At 69.0% G+C, this 22410-nt stretch carries 25 protein-coding genes; 17 read left to right on the forward strand and 8 right to left on the reverse strand.

Annotated elements, in window-relative coordinates:
• Nucleotides 1-633 precede the first annotated feature (633 nt).
• Nucleotides 634-2619 carry a lytic transglycosylase domain-containing protein gene (locus K225_RS0109425; protein ID WP_026436164.1) on the reverse strand — a complete coding sequence of 662 codons (1986 nt, stop codon included), beginning with the start codon at nt 2617-2619 and terminating at the stop codon, nt 634-636.
• Nucleotides 2620-2633: 14 nt separating this feature from the next.
• On the opposite strand from K225_RS0109425, the gene K225_RS0109430 reads away from it, so the two are divergent.
• Complete coding sequence (locus tag K225_RS0109430) at nt 2634-3206, forward strand: 5-formyltetrahydrofolate cyclo-ligase (protein ID WP_026436165.1); 573 nt, start codon at nt 2634-2636, stop codon at nt 3204-3206.
• A 78-nt stretch (nt 3207-3284) separates the two neighbouring features.
• The gene (locus K225_RS0109435; RefSeq protein ID WP_026436166.1) at nt 3285-3968 is read left to right on the forward strand and encodes a glutathione S-transferase family protein; all 684 of its coding nucleotides are present in this window, start codon (nt 3285-3287) and stop codon (nt 3966-3968) included.
• An 8-nt stretch (nt 3969-3976) separates the two neighbouring features.
• On the opposite strand, the gene K225_RS0109440 is transcribed toward K225_RS0109435, so the two are convergent.
• A complete protein-coding gene (locus tag K225_RS0109440) occupies nt 3977-4432 on the reverse strand; it encodes a hypothetical protein (RefSeq protein WP_026436167.1) in 456 nt (151 codons plus the stop codon).
• Nucleotides 4433-4477: 45 nt separating this feature from the next.
• Between K225_RS0109440 and K225_RS0109445 the strand changes: the two genes are divergently transcribed.
• Nucleotides 4478-5734: a multifunctional CCA addition/repair protein gene (locus K225_RS0109445; protein WP_026436168.1), complete on the forward strand. Its 1257-nt coding sequence runs from the start codon at nt 4478-4480 to the stop codon at nt 5732-5734.
• On the opposite strand, the gene trxC is transcribed toward K225_RS0109445, so the two are convergent.
• The 3 genes from trxC to K225_RS0109460 form a co-directional block, all read right to left on the reverse strand.
• Complete coding sequence (trxC, locus tag K225_RS0109450) at nt 5735-6175, reverse strand: thioredoxin TrxC (RefSeq protein WP_026436169.1); 441 nt, start codon at nt 6173-6175, stop codon at nt 5735-5737.
• 75 nt (nt 6176-6250) lie between these two features.
• Entirely contained in the window at nt 6251-6445 is a 195-nt protein-coding gene (locus K225_RS0109455; RefSeq protein ID WP_026436170.1) for a DUF2905 domain-containing protein, read from the reverse strand.
• A gap of 13 nt (nt 6446-6458) precedes the next feature.
• Nucleotides 6459-7577: a class I SAM-dependent methyltransferase gene (locus K225_RS0109460; RefSeq protein ID WP_026436171.1), complete on the reverse strand. Its 1119-nt coding sequence runs from the start codon at nt 7575-7577 to the stop codon at nt 6459-6461.
• Between the two features lie 10 nt (nt 7578-7587).
• Here K225_RS0109460 and K225_RS0109465 point away from each other — a divergent pair, with 10 nt between their 5' ends.
• From K225_RS0109465 to K225_RS21655, 7 genes are read left to right on the forward strand one after another with little or no spacing between them, the layout of a single operon-like run.
• Nucleotides 7588-8373, forward strand: coding sequence for an SDR family oxidoreductase (locus K225_RS0109465; RefSeq protein WP_026436172.1), 786 nt, complete (start codon nt 7588-7590; stop codon nt 8371-8373).
• A gap of 22 nt (nt 8374-8395) precedes the next feature.
• Nucleotides 8396-8767: a dihydroneopterin aldolase gene (locus K225_RS0109470; protein ID WP_026436173.1), complete on the forward strand. Its 372-nt coding sequence runs from the start codon at nt 8396-8398 to the stop codon at nt 8765-8767.
• A gap of 5 nt (nt 8768-8772) precedes the next feature.
• The gene (gene ttcA, locus K225_RS0109475) at nt 8773-9729 is read left to right on the forward strand and encodes a tRNA 2-thiocytidine(32) synthetase TtcA (RefSeq protein WP_026436174.1); all 957 of its coding nucleotides are present in this window, start codon (nt 8773-8775) and stop codon (nt 9727-9729) included.
• Between the two features lie 42 nt (nt 9730-9771).
• Entirely contained in the window at nt 9772-10350 is a 579-nt protein-coding gene (locus K225_RS0109480; protein WP_026436175.1) for a DUF4136 domain-containing protein, read from the forward strand.
• A 14-nt stretch (nt 10351-10364) separates the two neighbouring features.
• Entirely contained in the window at nt 10365-11003 is a 639-nt protein-coding gene (locus K225_RS0109485; RefSeq protein WP_026436176.1) for a histidine phosphatase family protein, read from the forward strand.
• Nucleotides 10987-12156, forward strand: coding sequence for a DSD1 family PLP-dependent enzyme (locus tag K225_RS0109490; RefSeq protein ID WP_026436177.1), 1170 nt, complete (start codon nt 10987-10989; stop codon nt 12154-12156). Before K225_RS0109485 ends, K225_RS0109490 begins: the two co-directional genes overlap by 17 nt.
• A gap of 21 nt (nt 12157-12177) precedes the next feature.
• The gene (locus K225_RS21655) at nt 12178-12357 is read left to right on the forward strand and encodes a hypothetical protein (protein WP_369794850.1); all 180 of its coding nucleotides are present in this window, start codon (nt 12178-12180) and stop codon (nt 12355-12357) included.
• Between the two features lie 94 nt (nt 12358-12451).
• Here K225_RS21655 and cobA read toward each other — a convergent pair whose 3' ends face one another.
• A complete protein-coding gene (cobA, locus tag K225_RS0109500) occupies nt 12452-13378 on the reverse strand; it encodes a uroporphyrinogen-III C-methyltransferase (RefSeq protein ID WP_026436178.1) in 927 nt (308 codons plus the stop codon).
• A gap of 121 nt (nt 13379-13499) precedes the next feature.
• Here cobA and K225_RS0109505 point away from each other — a divergent pair, with 121 nt between their 5' ends.
• From K225_RS0109505 to K225_RS0109535, 7 genes are all read left to right on the forward strand, one after another.
• Nucleotides 13500-13922: a cytochrome c gene (locus K225_RS0109505; RefSeq protein WP_081679645.1), complete on the forward strand. Its 423-nt coding sequence runs from the start codon at nt 13500-13502 to the stop codon at nt 13920-13922.
• Entirely contained in the window at nt 13919-15127 is a 1209-nt protein-coding gene (locus tag K225_RS0109510; protein WP_026436180.1) for a cytochrome D1 domain-containing protein, read from the forward strand. Before K225_RS0109505 ends, K225_RS0109510 begins: the two co-directional genes overlap by 4 nt.
• Nucleotides 15128-15225: 98 nt before the next feature.
• The gene (locus K225_RS0109515) at nt 15226-16242 is read left to right on the forward strand and encodes an Lrp/AsnC family transcriptional regulator (RefSeq protein WP_026436181.1); all 1017 of its coding nucleotides are present in this window, start codon (nt 15226-15228) and stop codon (nt 16240-16242) included.
• Nucleotides 16226-16699 (forward strand): Lrp/AsnC family transcriptional regulator, encoded by a 474-nt coding sequence (locus tag K225_RS0109520; RefSeq protein ID WP_026436182.1) that lies wholly within the window; start codon nt 16226-16228, stop codon nt 16697-16699. Before K225_RS0109515 ends, K225_RS0109520 begins: the two co-directional genes overlap by 17 nt.
• On the forward strand, nt 16686-17168 hold the full coding sequence (locus K225_RS0109525) for an AsnC family transcriptional regulator (protein ID WP_026436183.1): 483 nt from the start codon (nt 16686-16688) through the stop codon (nt 17166-17168). The genes K225_RS0109520 and K225_RS0109525 overlap by 14 nt, the downstream gene beginning before the upstream one ends.
• A 3-nt stretch (nt 17169-17171) precedes the next feature.
• On the forward strand, nt 17172-18431 hold the full coding sequence (gene nirJ, locus K225_RS0109530) for a heme d1 biosynthesis radical SAM protein NirJ (RefSeq protein WP_026436184.1): 1260 nt from the start codon (nt 17172-17174) through the stop codon (nt 18429-18431).
• Nucleotides 18424-20094, forward strand: coding sequence for a cytochrome D1 domain-containing protein (locus K225_RS0109535; RefSeq protein WP_026436185.1), 1671 nt, complete (start codon nt 18424-18426; stop codon nt 20092-20094). Before nirJ ends, K225_RS0109535 begins: the two co-directional genes overlap by 8 nt.
• Nucleotides 20095-20293: 199 nt before the next feature.
• On the opposite strand, the gene K225_RS0109540 is transcribed toward K225_RS0109535, so the two are convergent.
• Together K225_RS0109540 and K225_RS0109545 are read right to left on the reverse strand one after the other, a co-directional pair.
• Nucleotides 20294-21001 (reverse strand): ABC transporter ATP-binding protein, encoded by a 708-nt coding sequence (locus K225_RS0109540; RefSeq protein ID WP_026436186.1) that lies wholly within the window; start codon nt 20999-21001, stop codon nt 20294-20296.
• A 175-nt stretch (nt 21002-21176) separates the two neighbouring features.
• A complete protein-coding gene (locus tag K225_RS0109545; protein ID WP_026436187.1) occupies nt 21177-22403 on the reverse strand; it encodes an ABC transporter permease in 1227 nt (408 codons plus the stop codon).
• Nucleotides 22404-22410: the final 7 nt, after the last annotated feature.

The following is a 22410-nucleotide window of genomic DNA, read 5'->3' on the forward strand; positions in this document are numbered from 1 at the left end:
AGAAAAGGCGACCCTACAGGCTGCGTCCCTGCGCTTCGCTGCGGGCAACCTGCGGTGCTCGCGTTCAGCGGAGTCTCGCTCGAACTCGCTGCGCTCAGACAATCGCGAGCCCTGATCCGCTGGCCGCTGCGCTCCTCGGCGCATCCTGAAGGGAACCCGAGCGAACATCCCTTCGGGCCATCGCTGCGCTTGGCCCGGGCTGCGCAGCGCGTGGCGCTTGCGCCCGCGAGAGGGTGCCGAGCGCAGCGATGGCCCGTAGGTTGTTTGGATGTTCTTTTCCCACACCATCTGGCTGCGCCTGCGGCGGGGCGGTGGCGGGGGGAGCAGGCGCGGCGCAGCGCGCATGCCTCGTCAACTGACTCGCCGTGGCTGTCCGAGCGGCGCGCGCAGCGCAAAGCGAGTTCCACGGCGCACCCCGCAACCGCCCCGATGCAGGTTTGCCCCGTAGCAACGCGAAGGGGTCGCAGACTGTGGGTCGCCTTTTCTTTGCTTACTTTCTTTTGGCGAAGCAAAAGAAAGTGAGGCGGCCGCCGGGCCGAAACCCGGCCTCCGCCCTCAACCAAGGCACACTACAAACCATCAAAACAATAGCAACCAGCGCCTGATAAACAAGCACCAGCGCCTAAAAAGACCTCAAGGAAGCTCCTTGTTCGCCTCCGGCTCCGCACTCTCCCGCGGCCCCACCGTGCCCAGCCGGCTCTTGAGCGACTGCGGCTGCCCCGTCAGCAAGGCCGCGTAGTTGGTGGTGTTGGCCAGCACCTTCTTGACGTAATCGCGCGTCTCGGCAAAAGGCACGTTTTCGGCCCAGATGGCGGCATCGAGCACCGGGCCGTTGCGCCAGCTGCGCGGGCGGCCGGGGCCGGCGTTGTAGGCGGCGGCGGCCATGGGCATGGAGCCGGCGAAGTCGTCGAGTGCCAGCTTGAGGTAGGCCGTGCCGATGGTGATGTTGGTGTCGCGATCGGAGATCTGGTCGGGCGTGAAACCGGCCAGCCCGATCTTGCGGGCCGTCCAGCGCGCGGTGGAGGGCATCACCTGCATCAGGCCCGAGGCGCCCACGCCCGAGCGGGCATCCATCACGAAGCGGCTTTCCTGGCGGATAAGGCCGTAGACATAGGCCGGGTCGAGACCTATGCCCTGGGCGCGCTCCACCACGGTGTTGCGAAACGGCGTGGGAAAGCGCTGCGCCGCATCGGTCACGGCCTTGGTGCGCTCGCTGGTGTTGATGCAGCGGTCCCACACCTCGCGCTGGCAGGCAAAGTCGGCTGCGGCCAACAGTTCGCGGTCGGCCATGCCGCCGGGGGTGTGCAGGTTGGTGGTGTAGTTCCACTCGCGCACGCCTTCGCTGCGCAGGCCCAACAAGATGGCGTACAGGCCCCGGTTAAGCCCCGGGTTGGCGCGCGCAGCGGCTTTTTCCTCGGCGGTGAGCGGCGCCGGCGCGGGCGGCGTGGCAATGCGCTGGCCCAGCTCTTCCAGGGCCAGCTGCTCATAAAAACCGCGGGTGCCGGCAATGCCCTCCAGCAATTGCCGTGCTTCGGCGCGCTCGGCTTCGCTGGGCCTGGCGGCCAGCAGGGCGCGGGCTTTCCAGTACACCCAGGTGCTTTCCTGGCGGGTGTCGTCGCCCATGGCGTCGATGGTCTTGCGCACCACCTTCCATTGGCCGGCACGCAAGGCGGCGCGCGCCTTCCAGCCCAGGGTATCGTCGTTCAGGTCGCTGTCGCGGGCCACGTTGGCGAAATACGCCATGGCATCGGGCGAGAGCTTTTGCGCGGCCTGCTTGCCGATCACGCCCCAGACCCAGTTGCGCTCTTCGGCCGACAGCTGCACACCCCATTTGGCGTCCAGCAGGTTGGCGGCGGCCTGCGGGTCGCCGGTGGCCAGCTTGACCAGGGCCAGCACCACCAGTTCCTGGTGCATCTTGCCGCGCACGGTGGCGCGGCCGAGCAGGTATTTGGTGGGCGAGTCGAACACATCGCGCAGCTGGGGCAGGGCATCGGGCGCGACAATTTCCACGGCATTGCGCACCACGCGCATGCGGTTGGCCTCTATGCCCAGGCGCGCCTTGCGCCACACATCCAGCGCACTGAGCTTCTTGTCGCTGTATAACTCGCTGGCCGCGTGGGTGCAGCCGTCGTCCGCATCGCGCAGCGAATACCAGGTGCGGCGCACATCATCGGCAGCACTGGCGGGTGCCGTGCCCTTGATCTGGTCGATCAGCAGGGCGTAGCAGCGCACCTCGCGGTCGTCCGACATGCGGTATTGCGGATGGTGCTCGGCAAACTGCGACCAGTCGCGCCGCTGGCCCAGCAGCAGCAGCCAGTCATTGCGCAGGCGGTCTTCCTGGTAGCTGCCGGCATAGCGCTGCAAAAAGGCCTGCACCTCCTGCGGTGCGGCCTCGTCCAGACGCGCCTTCAGCGTCCAATAGGCAGCCCAGGGTTCCAGCGCATGGCCGCGCGCGGCGGGCAGCAGCTGTTCGAGCTTCCTGCGGTCGCCCTTGCGGAAGGCCTGCTGCATCTCCAGCAGGGTGTCGTCGCCACGGTTTTGCGCCTGGACCAGGGGCGCAGCAATGGCCAGCACGGCAGCGGCCACAAGGGGTGTCAGAATGGCTCTGAGTAAATGCATGGGGGAATTATCTGATGGACAAAGCAGCCCTTCGGCGCGCATTGATACAAGAACGCCTCAATTTGCCCGATCGCCTACAGCGATCCGACCTGTTGCAGCAAGTCATGCGCATCTGGCTGGTGAACCGGCCCGACACCGTGATCGGCGCCTACTGGCCCATCAAGGGCGAGTTCGACCCCCTGCCCGCCCTGCACCGCTGGAAGGAAGACGGCGAGCTGCTGGACGAGCCCCTGCGCCGGCGCATCGGCCTGCCGGTGGTGAACAAGCAGCACAAGACGCTCACCTTCCACGCCTGGCACCCCGGCTGCCCCATGGAAGAAGACGCCTACGGCATTCCCAAGCCCAAGGACACCGAGATGATCGTGCCCACGCTGCTGTTCGTGCCCTGCGTGGGTTATGCGCCGGGCGGCTACCGGCTGGGCTATGGCGGCGGCTTTTACGACCGCACCCTGGCCACGCTGCAACCCAGGCCATTCACCGTGGGCCTGGGCTTCACCCACGGCTACCTCGACGACTTCGAGCCCGACGCGTTCGACCTGCCGCTCGATGCCATCCTGAACGACAACGGCGTGGTCTGGCCGGTATGAGGAACACATCCCTGATGTGGCCTGCTCTGCGGCCTTCTGACAGGTGACCGCGCTTCAGTTTCAAAAGAAAGGTGCACCATGATCCAGCTCTACATCGGCAACAAGAACTACTCGTCCTGGTCCATGCGCCCCTGGGTGCTGCTGCGCCAGGCGGGCATTGTGTTCGAGGAAGTGCGCGTGCGCTTCGACAGCTTCGAGGCCGGCTCGGAGTTCAAGCGCACCGTCGGCACCGTCAGCCCCACCGGCAAGGTGCCGGTGCTGGTCGATGGCGATCTGGTGGTGTGGGACACGCTGGCCATTGCCGAGTACCTGGCCGAAACCTACCCCGAAAAGCAGCTCTGGCCCCAGGACAAGGCGGCCCGCGCCCGCGCCCGCAGCGTCTGCGCCGAGATGCACAGCGGCTTCACCGCCCTGCGCGGCGCCTGCCCCATGAACATCGAGGCCCAGTTGCCCGACACCGGCGCCCTGCTCTGGCGCGACAAGGCGGCCGTGCGCGCCGACGTGCAGCGCCTGGTCGAGATGTGGACCGGTCTGCTTGCGCAATATGGCGGGCCGATGCTGTTCGGCCAGTTCACCATCGCCGACGCCTACTTTGCCCCGGTGTGCATGCGCCTGCACACCTACGCCCTGCCAGTGCCGCCCCACATCGCCGCCTATGTGGACCGCGTGCGCGCGCTGCCCAGCGTGAAGGCCTGGATCGACGAGGCCCTGGCCGAGAAGGACTTTCTGGATTTTGAAGAACCCTACCGGTTGCGGCGCTGACGGGCCCGTTACCGGAACTGCTTGCGCAAAAACGGCTTGTGCCGCACGATGTGCGCCATCTGCGCCCCGGCAATCGTGCCGCCCAGGTCTTCCTCTTCCGCGTTGAGCACCGCGTTGGCATAGGCCAGTGCGCGGGCCACCACTTCCTCATCGCTCACGCCCTGCTGCGCGGCCAGGTCCAGCGCCACGCGCTTCATGGCGCGCTGCGACAGCATCCACATGGCACCGAAGGCATCCCAGGCGGCGGCAGCCTCCTTGAACCTGTCGCGGTCGGCCAGGATTTCATTGAGCGGCTTGGCCAGGATCTCCTGCAGGTCGTCCACCTTGGCCTGGAGGGCGTCGAACTGCGCCTCGCGCTGCAGGGCGGCGGCGGCCGCGTTGGCGGCGGCATCGGGCGCCGTGGGCACGGGCACGCTGCCGTCGGGGTTGAGTTGGGCAATGGTGAGGTCGGACGACAGGGGCATGGTGGGCTGGAATATACGGCCGGGGGCAGGTCCTAAACTACGCCGATGCAAATCTACATGGTGGGCGGCGCCGTCCGCGACAAGCTGCTGGGCCGTCCCGTGAACGACCACGACTGGGTGGTGGTGGGCGCCACACCCCAGCAGATGATCGACCTGGGCTATCTGCCCGTGGGGCGCGACTTCCCCGTCTTCCTGCACCCCGAGACGCGCGAGGAATACGCGCTGGCGCGCACCGAGCGCAAGAGCGGGCGCGGCTACCGCGGCTTCGTGGTGCAAAGCTCGCCCGATGTGACGCTGGAGGAAGACCTCTCGCGCCGCGACCTCACCATCAATGCGATCGCGAGCAGCGCAGGTGGACCGAGCGCTGAGGCTCTGTTTGACCCCTATGGGGGTGCCCGCGACCTGGAACAGCGCGTGCTGCGCCATGTGACCGACGCCTTCCACGACGACCCGGTGCGCATCCTGCGCGTGGCGCGGTTTGCGGCGCGCTTTACCGATTTTTCGGTGGCACCCGAGACCATGGAATTGATGCGCTCCATGGTGGCGCACGGCGAGGCCGACCACCTGGTGGCCGAGCGCGTGTGGCAGGAGCTCGCGCGCGGGCTGATGGAAGCACGGCCTTCGCGCATGTTCGAGGTGCTGCGCGCCTGCGGCGCCCTGGCCGTGGTGCTGCCCGAGGTGGACCGCCTGTGGGGCGTGCCCCAGCGGGCCGAATACCACCCCGAGGTGGACACCGGCGTGCACCTGATGATGGTGCTGGACATGGCGGCGCACCTGCAGGCGCCGCTCACCGTGCGCTTTGCCTGCCTGGTGCACGACCTGGGCAAGGGGACGACGCCGGCCGACATGCTGCCGCGCCACATCGGCCACGAGCAGCGCGGCGCCAAGCTCCTCAAAGGCCTGTGCGAGCGCCTGCGCGTGCCCACCGAATGCCGTGAAACGGCCGACGTGGTGGCGCGCGAGCACGGCAACATCCACCGCAGCGGCGACCTGGGCGCGGCCGCCCTGGTGCGCCTGATCGAGCGCTGCGACGGCATCCGCAAGCCGGCCCGCTTTGACGAGATCCTGCGGGCCTGCGAATGCGATGCGCGCGGGCGTCTGGGGTTTGAAGAAGCGCCCTACCCGCAGCGCCAGCGGCTGCGCGAGGCGCTGCTTGCGGTGCAATCGGTCGCTACCAGCGGGGTAGCTGCCCGCGCTGCAGAATTGGGCATTACAGGGCAAAAAGTGGGTGACATGATCCACGCTGCACGGGTGCAGGCCGTGGCGGCCTGGCCAGGGCTGGTGCCGGCGCCCGGCGCCTGATCAGGAAGCCTGCACCGAGCGCACCCAGCGCACGATGTCGGCCGCGCCCAGCGCGCCCGAAATGCGCGCCAGCTCGCGCCCGCCCTGGAACAGCACCATGGTCGGAATGCTGCGGATGTTGTAGGGCGCTGCCACCTGCGGGTAGGCCTCGGTGTCGAGCTTGGCCAGGCGCACGCCGGGCTCCAGCTCGCGGGCGGCCTGGGCAAACGCGGGCGCCATCTGGCGGCACGGCCCGCACCAGGGCGCCCAGAAATCGACCAGCACGGGGATATGGCTGCGCTGCACATGCTTGGCAAAGCTGGCGGCGTCCAGCGCCAGCGGCGCGCCCGTGAACAGCGGCTGGTGGCAGCTGCCGCAATCGGGCGCGCTGGCCAGCTGGGCCTGCTGGACACGGTTGGTGGTGTGGCAGTGGGGGCAGACGATGTGCAAGGCTTCGGTCATGGCAGGGCTTTCAGGGCGGTGTCTTTGGGACATCGGGCCACGGCCCCCGAAATTCAAGCCCGCAGACTTCAGCCATCAGAGCCACTTCACCAGCAGGCTCAGCACAAAGCTCAGCAGCACCGTGCTGGCCAGCGGAATGAACCATTCGCGCCCGAACAGCCGGAAGCGAAAGTCCCCCGGCAGCCGCCCCAGCCCCATGCGCTGCAGCCAGGGCGAGAGGCCGTTGATGAACACCAGCGCCAGGAAGACAACAATCAGCCAGCGGATCATGGCGAGGCCTGCTTCATAGCCTGTGCGAGCGGTCGCCTTGCGCAAACCCCAAGGGCTCCCACGCCTCGCCCACGCCCAGGGCCAGCACCTTGAACAGCTCGCCCATCTCGTGCTCCATGATCAATTTGGCTGCCAGCGCACGATCTGATTGCGGCAGAAGCTCCATTTTCGATAGCAAGCCGCAGTTGATCAGGAAATGCGCCTGCGTGGTGTAGCCCAGCACGTTGAGCCCCGCCTCCTGCGCCGCCAGCGCCATGGCGGTGAAATTGACATGGGCAGTGATGTCCTTCAGGCCCACCTTCGCCAGCGGGTCGCCGTCGGCCAGATGGCCCTGGTGGCACATCACGGTGCCCATGTGGCGCTGGGGGTGGTAGTACTCGCCCTCGCCAAAACCATAGTCCAGCAGGAAGATGGCGCCGCGCACCAGCCGGTCGGCCAGGGTGCGGATGAAGGCTTCGCCCTGGGCGTGAATCTCGGTCAGGTAGTCCTGCGGGCCTTCGATGGCTATGGGCGGGCGCAGGTCGGTGGGGCGGTCGGCCCAGGCAAAACTGCCGTCCTCGGCCAGCACCACGCCGCGCTCGTGCCACCGCCCACCCTCTTGGCCGCCATGGCGGGCCAGCAATTGCACGGGCATGGCGTCGAGCACCTCGTTGCCCACCACCACGCCGCTGAATTGTTCGGGCAGCGCATCCACCCAGCGCAGCTTGTGCGCATGGGCCACCAGTTTGGCCTGCTGGCGCGCGCGCAGGCTGCCCGACAGGTCGACGATGGTGTAGCGCTGCACCTGGTCGCCCAGCGTGTCGAGCAGCTGCAGCGCCAGTGCGCCCGAACCCGCGCCGAACTCCCAGACCTCGTGGGTGCCAGTGTGCGCCAGGGCCTCGCCCACCTGCACGGCCAGCGTCTGGCCGAACAGCGGCGTCATCTCGGGCGCGGTCACGAAGTCGCTGCCCGACCCGGGCATGGCGCCGAATTTGGTGGAATCGTTGGCGTAATAGCCCAGGCCGGGGGTATAGAGGGCCAGCGCCATGAAGCGGTCGAACCCGATCCAGCCGCCCGCGGCGGCAATGGCCTGGGCGATGTGGGTTTGCAGGGCGGTCGTTAAACTGTCGGGTGTTTTTGTCACGGCCCGCATTGTCCCCCACATGTCCATTTCTCCCCGACCGCGCACGGTTCTGGTGACGGGCGCCGCCCGGCGCCTGGGTCGCAGCATTGCGCTGGCGCTGGCGGCTGGCGGCTGGCAGGTGGCGGTGCACTACCGCGCGTCGGCCCAGGACGCTATCGATACCGCAGCTGCTTGCGCAGAACTGGCAGGTACCAGCGCCCATTTTGATGCGGATTTCTCTGACGAGGCAGCGGTGCGCGCCCTGCTGCCCCAGGTGATCAACCACTTTGGCAGCGTGGATGCAGTGGTCAACAGTGCCTCGCTGTTCGAGCACGACGATGCCCAGACCTTCGGTTTTGCCGCGCTGGAGCAGCACCTGCGCAGCAACACCGGCGCGCCCATCGTGCTGGCCCAGGCCCTGCACCGGCATCTGCAGGACCGCGCCGCTGCGGGCGAGGCCGACGCGCACGGCGCCGTGGTCAACCTGCTGGACCAGAAGCTCTGGAACCAGAACCCCGATTTCCTGAGCTATACGCTCTCCAAGGCCGCGCTCGAAGCCGCCGGCACCATGCTGGCGCTGGCGCTGGCGCCGCGCGTGCGGGTGGTGGGCGTGGCGCCTGGCCTTACGCTCACCAGCCACATGCTGAGCGACGAGAAGTTTGCCCGTCTGCACGCGCTGAGCCCGCTGGGCCGCTCGTCCACCGCCGACGATGTGGCCGCCACCGTGCGGTTTGCGCTGGAAAACCGGTCGATCACCGGTACCACGCTGCTGGTCGACGGTGGCCAGCACCTGATGAAGTTCGAGCGCGACTTTTCCCTGATGTGAGCGCATGCTCAGCCCCAATACCATGAACCAAGCCACCGGTCTCCAGACCCTGACCCTCACCGGGCTGCGCTTCGATGCCAACCTGGGCATCCTCGCGCACGAGAAAAACGCGCCCCAGCCCATCCAGGTCGATGCCGAGCTGAGCCTGGGCGCGCAGCCGCTGGCGCCGCACGACGACGACATCGCGCATGTGCTCGACTACCGCAAGGTGCGCCAGATCATCATCGACGAGTGCACGGCCGAGCATGTGAACCTGCTGGAGAGCCTGATCGGCAAGCTGGCCCAGCGGCTGATGCAGCTGCCCGGCGTGTGCGGCGTGCGCGTGAAAATCGCCAAGCTCGAAATTTTTGACGACTGCGAAGTGGCGATCCGCATGGAAACAGGACAGTGGTGAACGCAATGAATGCAATCGACAGCAACGCCTGGACGGGCGAGGAAGCCGCAACGGCGGTGGCGGAACCGGCCCGCGCGCCGGCCGACTTCAAGATCGAGCGCGAAACGCACAAGCTCGAAAAACGCCTGTGCCGCGAAGTGGGCAAGGCCATCGTGCACTACAACATGATCGAAGAGGGCGACAAGGTCATGGTCTGCATGTCGGGCGGCAAGGACAGCTATGCGCTGCTCGACATCCTGCTCAAGCTCAAGGCCCGCGCGCCCATCCATTTCGACCTGGTCGCCGTCAACCTCGACCAGAAGCAGCCCGGCTTTCCCGAGCATGTGCTGCCCGATTATCTGAAGAGCACCGGCGTGCCGTTTCACATCGAGAACGAGGACACCTACAGCATCGTCAAGCGCCTGATCCCCGAGGGCAAGACCACCTGCAGCCTGTGCAGCCGCCTGCGCCGGGGCATTCTGTACCGCGTGGCCGACGAACTGGGCTGCACCAAGATCGCCCTGGGCCACCACCGCGACGACATCCTGCAGACGCTGCTGCTCAACATGTTCTTCGGCGGCAAGATGAAGAGCATGCCGCCGAAGCTGGTCAGCGACGACGGCCGCCATGTGGTGATCCGCCCGCTGGCCTTCGTGGCCGAGAAGGACACGGCACGCTGGGCGCAGCACCGCAACTTCCCCATCATCCCGTGCAACCTGTGCGGCAGCCAGGAGAACCTGCAGCGCAAGCAGGTGGGCGAGATGCTGCGCGATTGGGAAAAGCGCTTCCCCGGCCGCGTGGAGAACATGTTCAACGCGCTGCAGAACGTGGTGCCCAGCCACCTGCTCGACGGCGCACTGTACGATTTCAAGGGCGCACGCGCCACGGGCGTGGCCGACGAGAATGGCGACAAGGCGTTTGACGCCGAGGAATTCCCCGCGCCATCGGCCCTGCCCGGTTTGCAGGTGCTGCGCATCCAGTAAAGGTCGGAGCAGCGCTGCCGGCGCTTTTTTCAAGGAGCTGCCATGAAATGGATCACTTTGCCCCTGCTGTGCGCGGCGCTGTGGCTGACCGGCTGCGCCAGCAGCCGCCTGGTGGACAGCGATGTGCAGTCGTTCTCGCAGCTCGCCCGCGCGCCGGCGCGGCCCACCTACCAGTTCGAGCGCCTGCCGTCGCAGCAGGCCCAGGGCGCCCAGCAGGACGCCGTGGAAGAACAGGCCCGGCTGGCGTTGGCCAAGGTGGGCCTGCGCCAGGACAGCGCCGCCCCGTTCCTGCGCGTGCAGGTCCATGCCCGCACCAACCTCCAGGCCTATCCGGACTACTGGGATGGCCCCGGCTGGGGCTGGGGCGGCTGGGGCGGTGGCCGCGGTTTTCATGGCGGCCTGTCGATGCGCTTTCCACCTCCCACGCTGTACCGGCGCGAGGTCGGCCTGGTCCTGCGCGAGGCGGCCAGCGGCACCGTGGTGTATGAAACCCGTGCCGTGCACGAGGGCGTGTGGAGCGACAACCCGGCCGTGTTCGCCGCCATGTTCGACGCGGCCCTGAACGGCTTTCCCACCCCACCCGCCGGGCCGCGCCGCATCGTCCTGGAAATACCGCGCTGAGGCGCTCTGCACCCATGAACGCCACCCGCATCATTGCTGTTCGCCACGGCGAAACCGCCTGGAACGTGGACACCCGCATCCAGGGGCATCTCGACATCCCCCTCAACGACACCGGCTTGTGGCAGGCGCGGCAGCTGGCGCGGGCCCTGGCCGACGAGCCCCTGGCCGCCATCTACACCAGCGATCTGCAGCGTGCGCAGGCCACGGCCCAGGCCGTGGCAGATGCCACGGGCGCGCCACTCACGCCCGAGACCGCCCTGCGCGAACGCAGCTTTGGCGCGCTGCAGGGGCGCACCTTTGCCGAGATCGAGACCGCGCTGCCCGAGCAGGCCTTGCGCTGGCGCAAGCGCGACCCGCACTTTGCGCCCGAAGGCGGCGAATCGCTGACCGCGCTGCGCGAGCGCATCAACGCCACGGTGCACCGCCTGGCCGCACGCCACCCCGGCGAGCAGGTGGTGCTGGTGGCGCACGGCGGCGTGCTCGACGTGCTGTACCGCCTGGCCACCGGCCAGGAAATCCAGGCGCCCCGCACCTGGCAGCTGGCCAACGCCGCCATCAACCGCCTGCTGTGGACGCCCCAGGGCCTGAGCCTGGTCGGCTGGGCCGACACCCAGCACCTCGACCACGCCGCCCGCGATGAAGCCACTGCCTGAGACGCTGGAGGCCCGCATCGGCCTGCGCGTAAACCAGCTCGACACGCCCGCGCTGGTGGTGGACCTGGACGCCATGGAGCGCAACATCGCGCGCATGGCCGACTTTGCCCGCAAGCACCGCGTGCTGTGGCGCCCGCACGCCAAGATGCACAAGAGCGCCGAGATCGCCCTGCAGCTGCAGCGCGCCGGTGCCGTGGGCGCCTGCGTGCAAAAGACCGCCGAGGCCGAGGCGCTGGCCGCAGGCGGCGTGCGCGACATCACCATCACCAACCAGGTCATCGCCCACCCCAAGCTGCTGCGCGTGGCGCGGCTGGCCGCACGCCTGCAGGCCCAGGGCGGGCGCCTGGCGCTGGCGGTGGACAGCGCCGAGGGCATCCAGCGGCTGGCCGAGGCCATGGCCCAGGCAGCGCCGCAGGCGCGCATCGACGTGCTGGTCGAGATCGACGTCGGCCAGGGCCGCTGCGGCGTACCACCGGGCGAGCCGGCCCTGGCGCTGGCCCAGGCCGTGGCGCGGCTCACGCAGCTGCGCTTTGCCGGCCTGCATGCCTACCATGGCCGCGCCCAGCACCTGCACGGCGCGGCCGAGCGGCGCGACGCCATCGCGGCGGCCGTGCAGGCCGCGCGCCACACGCGCGACCTCCTCACCGCCGCCGGGCTGCCGGTGCCACTGGTCACCGGCTCGGGCACCGGCACGCTGGTGCACGAAGCGGCCAGTGGGGTGTATGGCGAGCTGCAGGCGGGCTCGTTCCTGTTCATGGACGCCGACTACGCACGCAACGAACGCGAGCCGGCCCAGCCCGCATTCGAGCAGGCACTTTTCGTCAAAACGCAGGTCATCTCGGCGTGCGACAGCCATGCCGTGTGCGACGCGGGGCACAAAAGCCACGCCATCGACTCGGGCCTACCCACCGTGGCCCTGCTGCCGCCCGGGCGCGCCCTGCGCTATGCCAATGGCGGCGACGAGCACGGCTTGCTGTATGCCGACAGCCCCCAGGCCCGGCTGCCCGCGCTGGGCCAGATGCTGTGGCTGGTGCCTGGGCACTGCGACCCCACGGTGAACCTGCATGACTTCTTGATCGGCGTACGCGGCGGGCTGGCCGCGGGCGCGGTGGAACGCATCATCAGGGTTGATGCCAGAGGTGCCTTGACCTGATTGGGGCCAGCATGCGGCGGCATGAGCCCAGCCAGATCATCGTTCTCGCCACGCGCGGCATTCTTTTTGCTGATCGCCATCGAGCTGGCCGTCGGCATCCGGCGCCAGCGCAACACCTACCACCTGGCCGACGCGGTCAGCAGCATCCGCCTTGGGGTTCACGCGGCTGCTGCGCATCGGCATCTACACGGCGCTGTTTGAGCTGCTGGCGCTGATGATAGAGGCGGGCGGCCGACGCCGCGCCAAGGGCTGGCGCACCCGAGTGCGCGGCGGCCCTCCCCGCAGCGCCCGACCATCACCCCGCTGCGGCGACCCGGGCAGGCTGATCAGGCAGTGCCAGGTCAGGCGCAGTGCCGGGCGCCACCGGCAAGCCGGTGAACACCCCGATGGGCGATCCGATGTGCGCCTGCAGCGCCACCGTTTCACCAATCATGATCAGCGCAGGCGGGTGCACGCCATGGGCCACACTGAGCTCGGGCAAGGTTTGCAGCGTGCCCACGATGCTGCGCTGGCCGGGCAATGTGGCGCGTTCGACCATGGCCGCGGGCGTGCTGGCCGGCAGGCCATGGGCGATGAGCTGGGCGCAGATGGTGGGCAAGGTGCCCACGCCCATGTAGATCACCACGGTCTGGTGGGGCCGCGCCAGTGCCACCCAGTCCAGCGCAACGGTGCGCTCGCCCTCTTCGCCCTGCAGGTGGCCCGTGGCAAGCACCAGCATGGCGGAATGGTCGCGGTGCGTGAGGGGGATGCCGGTGGCCGCCGCGGCGCCCTGCGCCGCGCTGATGCCGGGCACGGTGTCGCAGGCAATGCCCAGAGCGGCCAGCGCCTGGGCTTCCTCGCCGCCGCGCCCGAAGATGTAGGGGTCGCCCCCCTTGAGCCGCACGAGGGACCGGCCGCTTTGCGCCAGCCGCACCATCAGATCGATGATGCCTTCCTGCGGCAGGGTGTGGTTGCGGCTTTGCTTGCCCACGTAGATCCGCTCGGCGCCGGGTGCCACATGCTGCAGCACGTCATCGGACACGAGATGGTCATACAGCACCAGGTCCGCGCTGGCCAGCGCGCGGGCCGCCTTGAGCGTGAGCAGTTCGGCATCGCCGGGCCCGGCGCCCACCAGGGTCACTCGCCCCCACGCGGAAGGCGCCAGCCGGTTGGAAGGACCGACCGAAAGGGCGGCGGGAGTGCTGTCGTGGGGGGGCAGCGAAGTGGGGCAGGCGGTATCCATCGGGGTTTCCATGTGGAACGGGGCACGGTTGTAGGGCAATGGCTCGATTGTCAAAACGCCAGGGGCTGCCGTCCTTGATGCACATCAAGGACGATAGCGGCAAATCCAGCGATATTGGGCCATGCACGACAAGAACGCGCCGCAGTCGCCCCGCCTTGCGCAGGCGGGCACCTCACCCAAGGCCGGCAGCTCCCTGCGGGGCCTGCCCCGGCTCGGCATCTGGCTGGCCTTGCTGGCCGGTACCGCCGGACTCCATGCCCAACCCGCCCCACCCACCACGCCACGCCAGCAAGAGCTGGTGCGCATGGTGCGCCAGGACTGCGGCTCGTGCCACGGCCTGCGCCTGACCGGCGGCCTGGGCCCCGCGCTCACCCGCGAAGCCCTGGCCGACAAGCCGTTCGAGTCCATCGTCGCGACCATCTACTACGGCCGCCCCGGCACGCCCATGGCGCCCTGGAAAGCCATGCTCAGCGAAACCGATGCCCGGTGGATTGCCCAGCAACTGTTCGCCGGGTTTCCCGAATCTGTGAAAGACCGTCCATGAAACGCCGCCACTGCCTGAGCCTTCTGGGCGCCACCCCGCTGCTGCTGAGCGGCTGCGCCAGCGTTGCCGGGGCTTCCGGCGCCCCCGCCGACCTGCCCTTGCGCGGCACGGGCGACCTGGGTGTGGTGGTGGCGCGCGCCACCGGCACCCTGGCCATCGTCGACACCAGCCAGCGCGCGCTGCTGGCCCAGGTGAGCGGCCTGGGCGACCTCTCGCACGCCTCGGTGGTGTTCTCGCGCGACGGCCGCTACGCCTATGTTTTCGGGCGCGACGGCGCGCTCACCAAGGTTGACTTGCTGACGCAGCGCATGACGGCGCGGGTGATGCAGGCGGGCAACTCGATTGGCGGCGCCATCAGCGCCGACGGCAGCCTGGTGGTGGCGCAGAACTACACGCCCGGCGGCATCAAGGCCTTCAACGCCGCCACGCTGGAGCTGGTGGCCGACATTCCGGCCGCATACGAGAACGGCCAGCTCTCGCGCGTGGTCGGCCTGGTCGATCTGCCGGGCCGGCGCTTTGCCTACAGCCTGTTCGACGCCAACGCGATCTGGATCACCGACCTGTCCGACCCGGCGCGCCCCGTCACCACCAAGCTGCCCGACATCGGCCGCCAGCCCTACGACGCGCTGGTCACGCCCAATGGCCGCCACTACATCGCGGGCCTGTTCGGCGAGGACGGCCTGGCCATGGTGGATCTGTGGGAAGAGAAACCCCGCGCGCGCCGCATCCTGGCCGGTTACGGCCGGGGCCAGGAGCCGCTGCCGGTCTACAAGATGCCGCACCTGCGCGGCTGGGCCGTGGCCGGGCGCCGCGCCTACCTGCCTGCCATCGGCCGCCACGAGGTGCTGGTGGTGGACACCGACACCTGGCAGGAAGTGGGCCGCATCCCGGTGGCGGGCCAGCCCGTGTTCGTGATGGCCCGGCCCGACGGCCGCCAGGTGTGGGTCAATTTCTCGGTGCCCGACTACCACCGCGTGCAGGTCATCGACACCACCACGCAGTCCATCGTGCGTACCCTGGAGCCCGGCAAGGCCGTGCTGCACATGGAATTCACGCCGCGCGGCGAATCGGTCTGGATCAGCGCGCGCGACGACCACCGCGTGAGCGTGATCGACACCCAGAGCTTTGCCACCCAGGCCACCCTGTCGATCGATTCACCGAGCGGCATCTTCTTCACCTCGCGCGCTGCGCGGCTTGGGTTTTGACATGGACCACCCCCCTGAGCGGCTGCGCGGCGTCCGCTGGCCTGGGCCGCGCCAGTTTCATGGCCGACGGGCAAATCGCAACACAGCGGATGGACGGTATGCTTCTGAATACTGACCTGCGCCTGGCCCTGCTCAACCCCTGGCAGCGCGATTTTCCGCTGGTGCGCGAGCCCTTCGCGCACATTGCCACCAGCCTGGGCATGGCCCCCGACGAAGTCCTGGCGGGCTACGCCCGGCTGCAAGGCGAGGGGGCCTTGAGCCGCATCGGTGGCGTGTTCGCGGGCAACGCCGGTGGCGCCGCGCTGCTGGCCGCCATGGCCGTGCCGCCCGAGCGGCTCGATGCCGTGGCCGCCGTGGTTTCCAGCCACCCGGGCGTGAACCACAACTACCAGCGCGAGCACCACTACAACCTCTGGTTCGTGATGACCGGGCAGGACGACGCCGCCGTGCGCGCGGCCATGCAATCGCTCGAAGAAACCACGGGATTGATCGCGCTGCAGCTGCGCATGCTGCGCGCCTACCGCATCGACCTGGGCTTTGATCTGCGCGAACGCACCGCCCCGACCCCCATGGCGGCCGCGCGCGCGGCCCAGCCGGTGGCCGAGGCCGACCGCCCGCTGGCGGCCCTGCTCGAAGACGGACTGCCGCTCACGCCACGCCCCTACGACACCTGGGCGCAGGCGCTGGGCCGCACGCCCGAATCCGTGCTGCAGACGCTGCAGCAGTGGCTGGACGAAGGCACGCTGCGGCGCATCGGCGCCATCGTGCGCCACCACGAGCTGGGTTTCGACGCCAACGCCATGACCGTGTTCAACCTCCCCGACGCGCAGGTCGATGCCTTTGGCGAAGCACTGGCACGCGAGCCCGGCGTGACGCTGGCCTACCGGCGCGAGCGCGCCGAGGGCTGGCCCTACAACCTGTACTGCATGGTGCATGGCCGCGACCGTGCCGCCGTGCACGAAGTGCTCGCGCGCGCCATCGCCGACGTAGGCCTGGCGCCGTACCCGCACGAGGTGCTGTTCTCGTGCCGGCGCTTCAAGCAGACCGGCCCGCGGCGCTTTCGTGCCCTGCCCGCAGCCACCGCCCCGGAGGTGCTCGATGCTCTCGCCGGATGATGCCCGCCTGCTGGAACGCCTGCACGGCGAACTGCCGCTGACCGAGCGGCCGTTCGCCGACGTGGCCGCCGAGTTCGGCTGGACCGAGGCCTACGTGATCGGTCGGCTTGCTGCACTGCTGGAGAGCGGCATGCTCACGCGCTTCGGCCCGCTGTTCCAGATCGAGCGCGCCGGCGGCCTGTTCGTGCTCGCCGCCATGGCCGTGCCCGAGGAGCGCTTTGATGCCGTCACGGCGCAGGTCAACGCCCACCCCGAGATCGCGCACAACTACCGGCGCGACCATGCGCTGAACATGTGGTTCGTGCTTGGCACCGAAACACCGGCGCGGTGCGCGGCCGCCATTGAGCGCATCGAGGCCGAGACCGGCTTGCCCGTGCTGGCCTTCCCCAAGGAGCGCGAGTTCTTCGTCGAACTCAAGCTTCCCCTCACGAGCGGAGCAGCCCATGGCGCTGGATGATTTCGACCGCGCCCTGATTGCCGCCACCCAGGGCGGCCTGCCGCTGGTGCCGCGCCCCTACGACGCCGTGGGCGAACGCCTGGGCGTGTCGGGCCAGCAGGTGCGCGAGCGCCTGGCGCAGATGCTGGAGAGCGGGCTCGTGCGCCGCATTGGCGCCGTGCCCAACCACTACCGCCTGGGCTTCACCGCCAACGGCATGAGCGTGTGGAACGTGGACGATGCGCAGGTCGATGCCCTGGGCGAGCGCATCGGCCAGCTGCCCGGCGTGAGCCACTGCTACCGCCGCCCGCGCCGGCTGCCGGCCTGGCCCTACAACCTGTTCGCCATGCTGCACGGCCGCACGCGTGCCGAAGTCGAGCAGCAGGCCCTGCAAGTCCGCGAGCTGCTGGGCACGGCCTGCACGGGCCACGACATTCTTTACTCCACCGCCATCCTGAAGAAGACCGGATTGCGTCTCAAGGAAAACTAAACCATGTTCCGCATCAGCCACTACATGCGCGAGCTCGCGCAAGCAGAAAAAACCGGCCAGTACCCCGAGGCCGTGCTCGCGCGCCGCGGCAGCGGCGGGGCCCCCGGCCCGGTCGTCATCTGGAACCTGATCCGCCGCTGCAACCTGACCTGCAAGCACTGCTACGCGCTGTCGGCCGACCACGACTACGAGGGCGAGCTGTCCACCAACGAAGTGTTTGGCGTGATGGACGACCTCAAGGCCTACCGGGTGCCGGTGCTCATCCTCTCGGGTGGCGAGCCCTTGATGCGGCCCGACATTTTCGAGATCGCCGAGCGCGCCAAGGCCATGAAGTTCTACACGGGCCTCTCGACCAACGGCACGCTGATCGACGAGGCCATGGCCGACCGCGTGGCCGCCACGGGCTTCGACTATGTGGGCATCAGCCTCGATGGCCTGCGCGAGACGCACGACCATTTCCGGCGCCTGGAGGGTGCCTTCGAGCGCAGCCTGGCCGCCGTGCGCCATCTGCACGCGCGCGGCGTCAAGGTGGGGCTGCGCTTCACCATGACGGCCATGAACGCGCACGACCTGCCGGCACTGCTGGAGCTGATGCGCACCGAAGCGGTGGACAAGTTCTATTTCTCGCACCTCAACTACGCCGGGCGCGGCAATATCCACCGTGGCAAGGACGCGCAGTTCCAGGCCACGCGCGACGCGCTCGACCTGCTGTACGAGCGCGCCTGGCAATCCGCACTGGAGGGCCGCGACGAAGACTACGTGACCGGCAACAACGACGCCGACGGCCCCTACCTGCTGCAGTGGGTGCGCGCGCGCCTGCCGCAGTGGGAGGCCCCGCTGCGCGAGCGCCTGGTGGCCTGGGGCGGCAACTCCAGCGGCGTGAACGTGGCCAACATCGACAACCTGGGCACCGTCCACCCCGACACCATGTGGTGGCACCACGACCTGGGCAACGTGCGCCAGCGCCCGTTCTCGGCCATCTGGTCCGATACCTCCGAGCCGCTGATGGCCGGCCTCAAGGCGCACCCGCGCCCCGTGGGCGGGCGCTGCGCACAGTGCCACTACTTTGCCATATGCGGTGGCAACACCCGCGTGCGTGCCCAGCAGCTCACCGGCGATGCCTGGGCCGAAGACCCCGGCTGCTACCTGCGCGACGACGAGATCGGCCTCGAAGCCGGCAGCGATGCGCAGCGCGTGGCGCTGGCCCCTTTCAGCAGGGGCCGCCGCATCATAGACATCCAACCGGAGAACGAACATGCGTGACACCCTGCGCCACCTTGCTGCAGGTGCCGCGCACCTGGCCCTGGGCGCGGGCCTGCTCTGGATGGGCCACAGCCTCGCCCAGGCGCAGCCTCAGGTCGGCGCAGCGGCGGCCAGCACCGTGGCCGCCAAGGCTGCAGCGCCCACCACCGCGACCACCGCATCTGCCGCCGCGCTGTACCGCGAACACTGCGCCAGCTGCCACGGCGCCCAGCGCACCGGCGGCATGGGCCCGGCGCTGCTGCCCGAGAGCCTGGCGCGCCTGCGCCGCCCCGAAGCGCTGAAGATCATCCAGGAGGGCCGCACCGCCACGCAGATGGCGGGCTTCGCCGGCACGCTGGCGCCCGCCGACATTGCGGCCCTGACCGACTGGATCTACCAGCCCGTCAACCCCACGCCGGCCTGGAGCGACGCCGATGTGCGCGCCTCGCGCGTCGAAACCGCAGGCGCCAGGGACCTGCCGGGCCGCCCCGCCTGGAAGGCCGACCCCATGAACCTGTTCGTGGTGGTGGAGGGCGGCGACCACCATGTCTCGCTGGTCGATGGCGACCGCTTCGAGGTCATCCACCGCTTTGCCAGCCGCTACGCGCTGCATGGCGGTCCCAAGTTCACGCCCGATGGACGCTTTGTGTTCTTTGGCTCGCGCGACGGCTGGATCACCAAGTACGACCTGTGGAACCTCACGGTGGTGGCCGAGGTGCGCGCCGGCCTGAACATGCGCAACGTGGCCGTGAGCGGCGATGGGCGCTGGGTCATGGCCGCCAACTACCTGCCGCGCACCGTGGTGCTGTTCGACACCGACCTGCATTTCGTCCAGCGCTACGACGCCACCACGCTCGACGGCAAGCAGGCCTCGCGCGTGTCGGCGGTGTACGACGCAGCCCCGCGCAAGAGCTTTGTGGTGGCGCTCAAGGACATTCCCGAGGTCTGGGAGATTTCCTACGACCCCAAGGCACCACCCATTTATGACGGCCTGGTGCACGACTACAAGATGGGCGAGTCCATCGCCAAGCCGGGCTACCACGGGGTGCGCCGCACACCGCTCGACGAGCCGCTGGACGATTTCTTCTTTGACCAGGACTACCGCCATGTGCTGGGCGCGACCCGGCCCAAGACCGGCGCCGCCGACGGCGCCCCGACAGCGCAGGTGGTCAACCTCGATGTGCGGCGCAAGATTGCCGAGCTGCCCATTGCCGGCATGCCGCACCTGGGCTCGGGCATCACCTTTGCCTGGAACGGCACCACCGTGCTGGCCAGCCCGAACCTGAAAGACGGCGCCATCGACGTGATCGACATGAAGAACTGGAAAACGGTCAGGACCATTGCCACGCCAGGCCCCGGATTTTTCATGCGCAGCCATGAAGCCACCCGCTACGCCTGGGCCGACTCGATGATGAGCCCCACGGCCAAGGACACCCTCACCCTGATCGACAAGGCCACGCTCACGCCCGTGGCCACGCTGCGCGAGCCCGGCCGCACGCTGGCGCATACCGAGTTCACCAAGGACGGCCGCTACGCGCTGGTGAGCGTGTGGGAGACGGACGGTGCGATCATCGTGTTCGATGCGCAGACGCTCCAGGAGGTCAAGCGCCTGCCCATGAGCAAGCCCGTGGGCAAATACAACGTGTGGAACAAGATCACGCGCTCGGAAGGCACCTCGCACTGAGGGTGCACATCCCCCTGAGCGGCTGCGCCGCTTCCCCCTTCTCTCGCCTCGCTGCGCGACGCGGGAAGGGGGACGACGCCAGCGCGGCGTCCGCTGGCCTGGGCCGCGCCTGTGCGGCGGGTTGGGTCACAGCCCGCACCGCTTCTGCCACATATTTGATCGCTTTTAGCGCTTTATTGACGGGCGCTACAAGCCATTTTTACTGGGAATTTTCGGATGGAGCAATGGGCTCATCGCGCGCAATGCGGCCGTCGATCAGCTCCACCAGCCGGTCGCAGCGCGCGGCCAGGCGCGGGTCGTGCGTGACCACCACAAAGCTGGTGCCGCGCTCGGCATGGATGCGGCGCAGCAGCGCGAACACCTCGGCCGACGAGGCGGTATCGAGGTTGCCCGTGGGCTCGTCGGCCAGCACCAGCGGCGGGTCCATGACCAGCGCGCGCGCAATCGCCACGCGCTGCTGCATGCCGCCCGACAGCTCGCCCGGCCGCTTGTCCATGGCCTGGGCCAGGCCCACGGCGTCCAGCAGGCTGCGTGCGCGTTCGCGCTGCGCGGCACTCACGCGGCCTTCGGCCATGAGGGCCGGCAGCGTGACGTTCTCCAGCGCCGAAAAAGCCGGCAGCAGGTGGTGGAACTGGAAGACGAACCCCAGCGTGCGCCGCCGGCGCAGCGTGAGCGCGGCATCCTGAAGCCCCTGCACGGCCTCGCCGTCCAGCCGGTAGCTGCCCGAGGTCATGCGTTCCAGCAGGCCCAGGATGTTGAGCAGCGTGCTCTTGCCCGAGCCCGAGGGCCCCATGAGCGCGATGAACTCGCCACGGCGCACCTGCAGCTGGATGCCGTGCAGCACCTCGGCCTCGCTCGCGCGACCCAGGTTGTAGCTTTTGCGCACATCGCGTAGTTCGATCAACATTTTTGCAATCCATTGCGCTGCGTACCGCCCGCGACGCAAGAAACCGGCGCAGCCAAGGCCAGCGGCCCCCGCGCAAGGGCCGCCCCGCCGCGCTGGGGGCGTCCCCCTGCCCGCAGTGCGCAGCACTGCGAGAGCGGGGGGAAGCGGCGCAGCCGCACAGGGGGGAATCTCATCACTACATGCGGATGGCCTGCGCCGGGTCGAGCGCCGCCGCGCGCCGCGCCGGTGCCACCGCTGCCAGCACGCCGCAGACCGAGGCAATCAGCGCCACCTGCAGCGCCGTGGCGGGCGGCAGGGTGATGGAAAACAGCGGCAGGCCGTCCGAACCGCGCACGAAGTGGGTGAACACCCAGATCAGCGCCACCGCCAGCAGCAGGCCCAGCACCGAGCCCAGCGCCCCCACCACGGCGCCCTGCACCAGAAACACGCGCAGCACCTGCCCGCGCGTGGCGCCCATGGCGCGCAGGATGCCGATCTCGCGGCTCTTTTGCACGACAGACACCACCAGCACGCTGGCGATGCCCAGCACGACGACCGCCAGAACCACCCCCCGGATGATGCCCGTGCTGACCGACTGCGCATTCAGCGCCGACACCAGCTGGGCGTTGGTTTCCTGCCAGCTCTCGATCTTGTAGGGGAACCGGGACTGCAGCGCGCGTGCCAGGGCCTGGGCGACCCACACATCCTGGAGGGTCAGATCCAGCTGGCTGGCGCCGCCGGGCAGCGCCAGCAGGCTTTGCGCGGCCCGCAGGGGCACGATCACGGTGCGCCGGTTCAGGTCCTTCACCCCCAGGTCCACCAGGGCGGTGACGCGCACGGAATCGCTCACGGTACCAGTCTGCACCGTGAAACGGTCACCCACGCGCACGCCCAGGTCCTGCGCCAGCTCGCGCCCCACGATGGCCTCGCCAGGGGACAGGCGCGCGCTGCCGCTGACCACCTTGGAGCGCAGGCTCACCACCCGGTCATAGCGGTCCAGATCGACGCCCATCAGGGCGATGGCCTGCGATGCTTCGCCGCGCAGCGCCAGGCCGCTGCCCGACACCATGGGCGAGACCCCGGCCACTTCGGGCAAGCCCTCCAGCAGCGGCACCAGTGCCTGCCAGTTGGCCACCGCGCGCAGGCGCTGCGCACGCGGCTGCGTTTCGGTCAGCACGGCAGCGCCCGGCACCGGCAAGGCCGCCGGCGTCACCAGATCGTCGGGCGCCCGCAGGGTGATGTGCGCCTGGGCGCCGAGCGTCTTGGCCAGGGTGTTCGATTGCAGGCCGTTGATCAGCGCCGAGATATAGGCAATCACCGCCACCCCCGCCGCCACGCCCACGATGATGAGTACCGTCTGCATGCGCCCCTCGCGCAGAAAGCGCAACGCCACACGCAACTCGAAGCCGGGCCAGATCCACATGGCGGTG

This window comes from Acidovorax sp. JHL-9, from assembly GCF_000426205.1.
GTDB lineage: Bacteria > Pseudomonadota > Gammaproteobacteria > Burkholderiales > Burkholderiaceae_C > Acidovorax > Acidovorax soli.

Bases quoted from the DNA above. Each gene is read 5' to 3' on its own strand.
- K225_RS0109520 (WP_026436182.1), top strand. From the start codon at position 16,226: ATGCTCTCGCCGGATGATGCCCGCCTGCTGGAACGCCTGCACGGCGAA.
- K225_RS0109480 (WP_026436175.1), top strand. From the start codon at position 9,772: ATGAAATGGATCACTTTGCCCCTGCTGTGCGCGGCGCTGTGGCTGACC.
- K225_RS0109545 (WP_026436187.1), bottom strand. From the start codon at position 22,403: ATGTGGATCTGGCCCGGCTTCGAGTTGCGTGTGGCGTTGCGCTTTCTG.
- nirJ (WP_026436184.1), top strand. From the start codon at position 17,172: ATGTTCCGCATCAGCCACTACATGCGCGAGCTCGCGCAAGCAGAAAAA.
- K225_RS0109430 (WP_026436165.1), top strand. From the start codon at position 2,634: ATGGACAAAGCAGCCCTTCGGCGCGCATTGATACAAGAACGCCTCAAT.
- K225_RS0109470 (WP_026436173.1), top strand. From the start codon at position 8,396: ATGAACCAAGCCACCGGTCTCCAGACCCTGACCCTCACCGGGCTGCGC.
- K225_RS0109490 (WP_026436177.1), top strand. From the start codon at position 10,987: ATGAAGCCACTGCCTGAGACGCTGGAGGCCCGCATCGGCCTGCGCGTA.
- K225_RS0109525 (WP_026436183.1), top strand. From the start codon at position 16,686: ATGGCGCTGGATGATTTCGACCGCGCCCTGATTGCCGCCACCCAGGGC.
- K225_RS0109455 (WP_026436170.1), bottom strand. From the start codon at position 6,445: ATGATCCGCTGGCTGATTGTTGTCTTCCTGGCGCTGGTGTTCATCAAC.
- ttcA (WP_026436174.1), top strand. From the start codon at position 8,773: ATGAATGCAATCGACAGCAACGCCTGGACGGGCGAGGAAGCCGCAACG.
- K225_RS0109440 (WP_026436167.1), bottom strand. From the start codon at position 4,432: ATGCCCCTGTCGTCCGACCTCACCATTGCCCAACTCAACCCCGACGGC.
- K225_RS0109425 (WP_026436164.1), bottom strand. From the start codon at position 2,619: ATGCATTTACTCAGAGCCATTCTGACACCCCTTGTGGCCGCTGCCGTG.
- K225_RS0109460 (WP_026436171.1), bottom strand. From the start codon at position 7,577: ATGCGGGCCGTGACAAAAACACCCGACAGTTTAACGACCGCCCTGCAA.
- cobA (WP_026436178.1), bottom strand. From the start codon at position 13,378: ATGGATACCGCCTGCCCCACTTCGCTGCCCCCCCACGACAGCACTCCC.
- K225_RS0109435 (WP_026436166.1), top strand. From the start codon at position 3,285: ATGATCCAGCTCTACATCGGCAACAAGAACTACTCGTCCTGGTCCATG.
- K225_RS0109445 (WP_026436168.1), top strand. From the start codon at position 4,478: ATGCAAATCTACATGGTGGGCGGCGCCGTCCGCGACAAGCTGCTGGGC.
- K225_RS0109505 (WP_081679645.1), top strand. From the start codon at position 13,500: ATGCACGACAAGAACGCGCCGCAGTCGCCCCGCCTTGCGCAGGCGGGC.
- K225_RS0109535 (WP_026436185.1), top strand. From the start codon at position 18,424: ATGCGTGACACCCTGCGCCACCTTGCTGCAGGTGCCGCGCACCTGGCC.
- K225_RS0109540 (WP_026436186.1), bottom strand. From the start codon at position 21,001: ATGTTGATCGAACTACGCGATGTGCGCAAAAGCTACAACCTGGGTCGC.
- trxC (WP_026436169.1), bottom strand. From the start codon at position 6,175: ATGACCGAAGCCTTGCACATCGTCTGCCCCCACTGCCACACCACCAAC.
- K225_RS0109465 (WP_026436172.1), top strand. From the start codon at position 7,588: ATGTCCATTTCTCCCCGACCGCGCACGGTTCTGGTGACGGGCGCCGCC.
- K225_RS0109515 (WP_026436181.1), top strand. From the start codon at position 15,226: ATGCTTCTGAATACTGACCTGCGCCTGGCCCTGCTCAACCCCTGGCAG.
- K225_RS0109510 (WP_026436180.1), top strand. From the start codon at position 13,919: ATGAAACGCCGCCACTGCCTGAGCCTTCTGGGCGCCACCCCGCTGCTG.
- K225_RS0109485 (WP_026436176.1), top strand. From the start codon at position 10,365: ATGAACGCCACCCGCATCATTGCTGTTCGCCACGGCGAAACCGCCTGG.
- K225_RS21655 (WP_369794850.1), top strand. From the start codon at position 12,178: ATGAGCCCAGCCAGATCATCGTTCTCGCCACGCGCGGCATTCTTTTTG.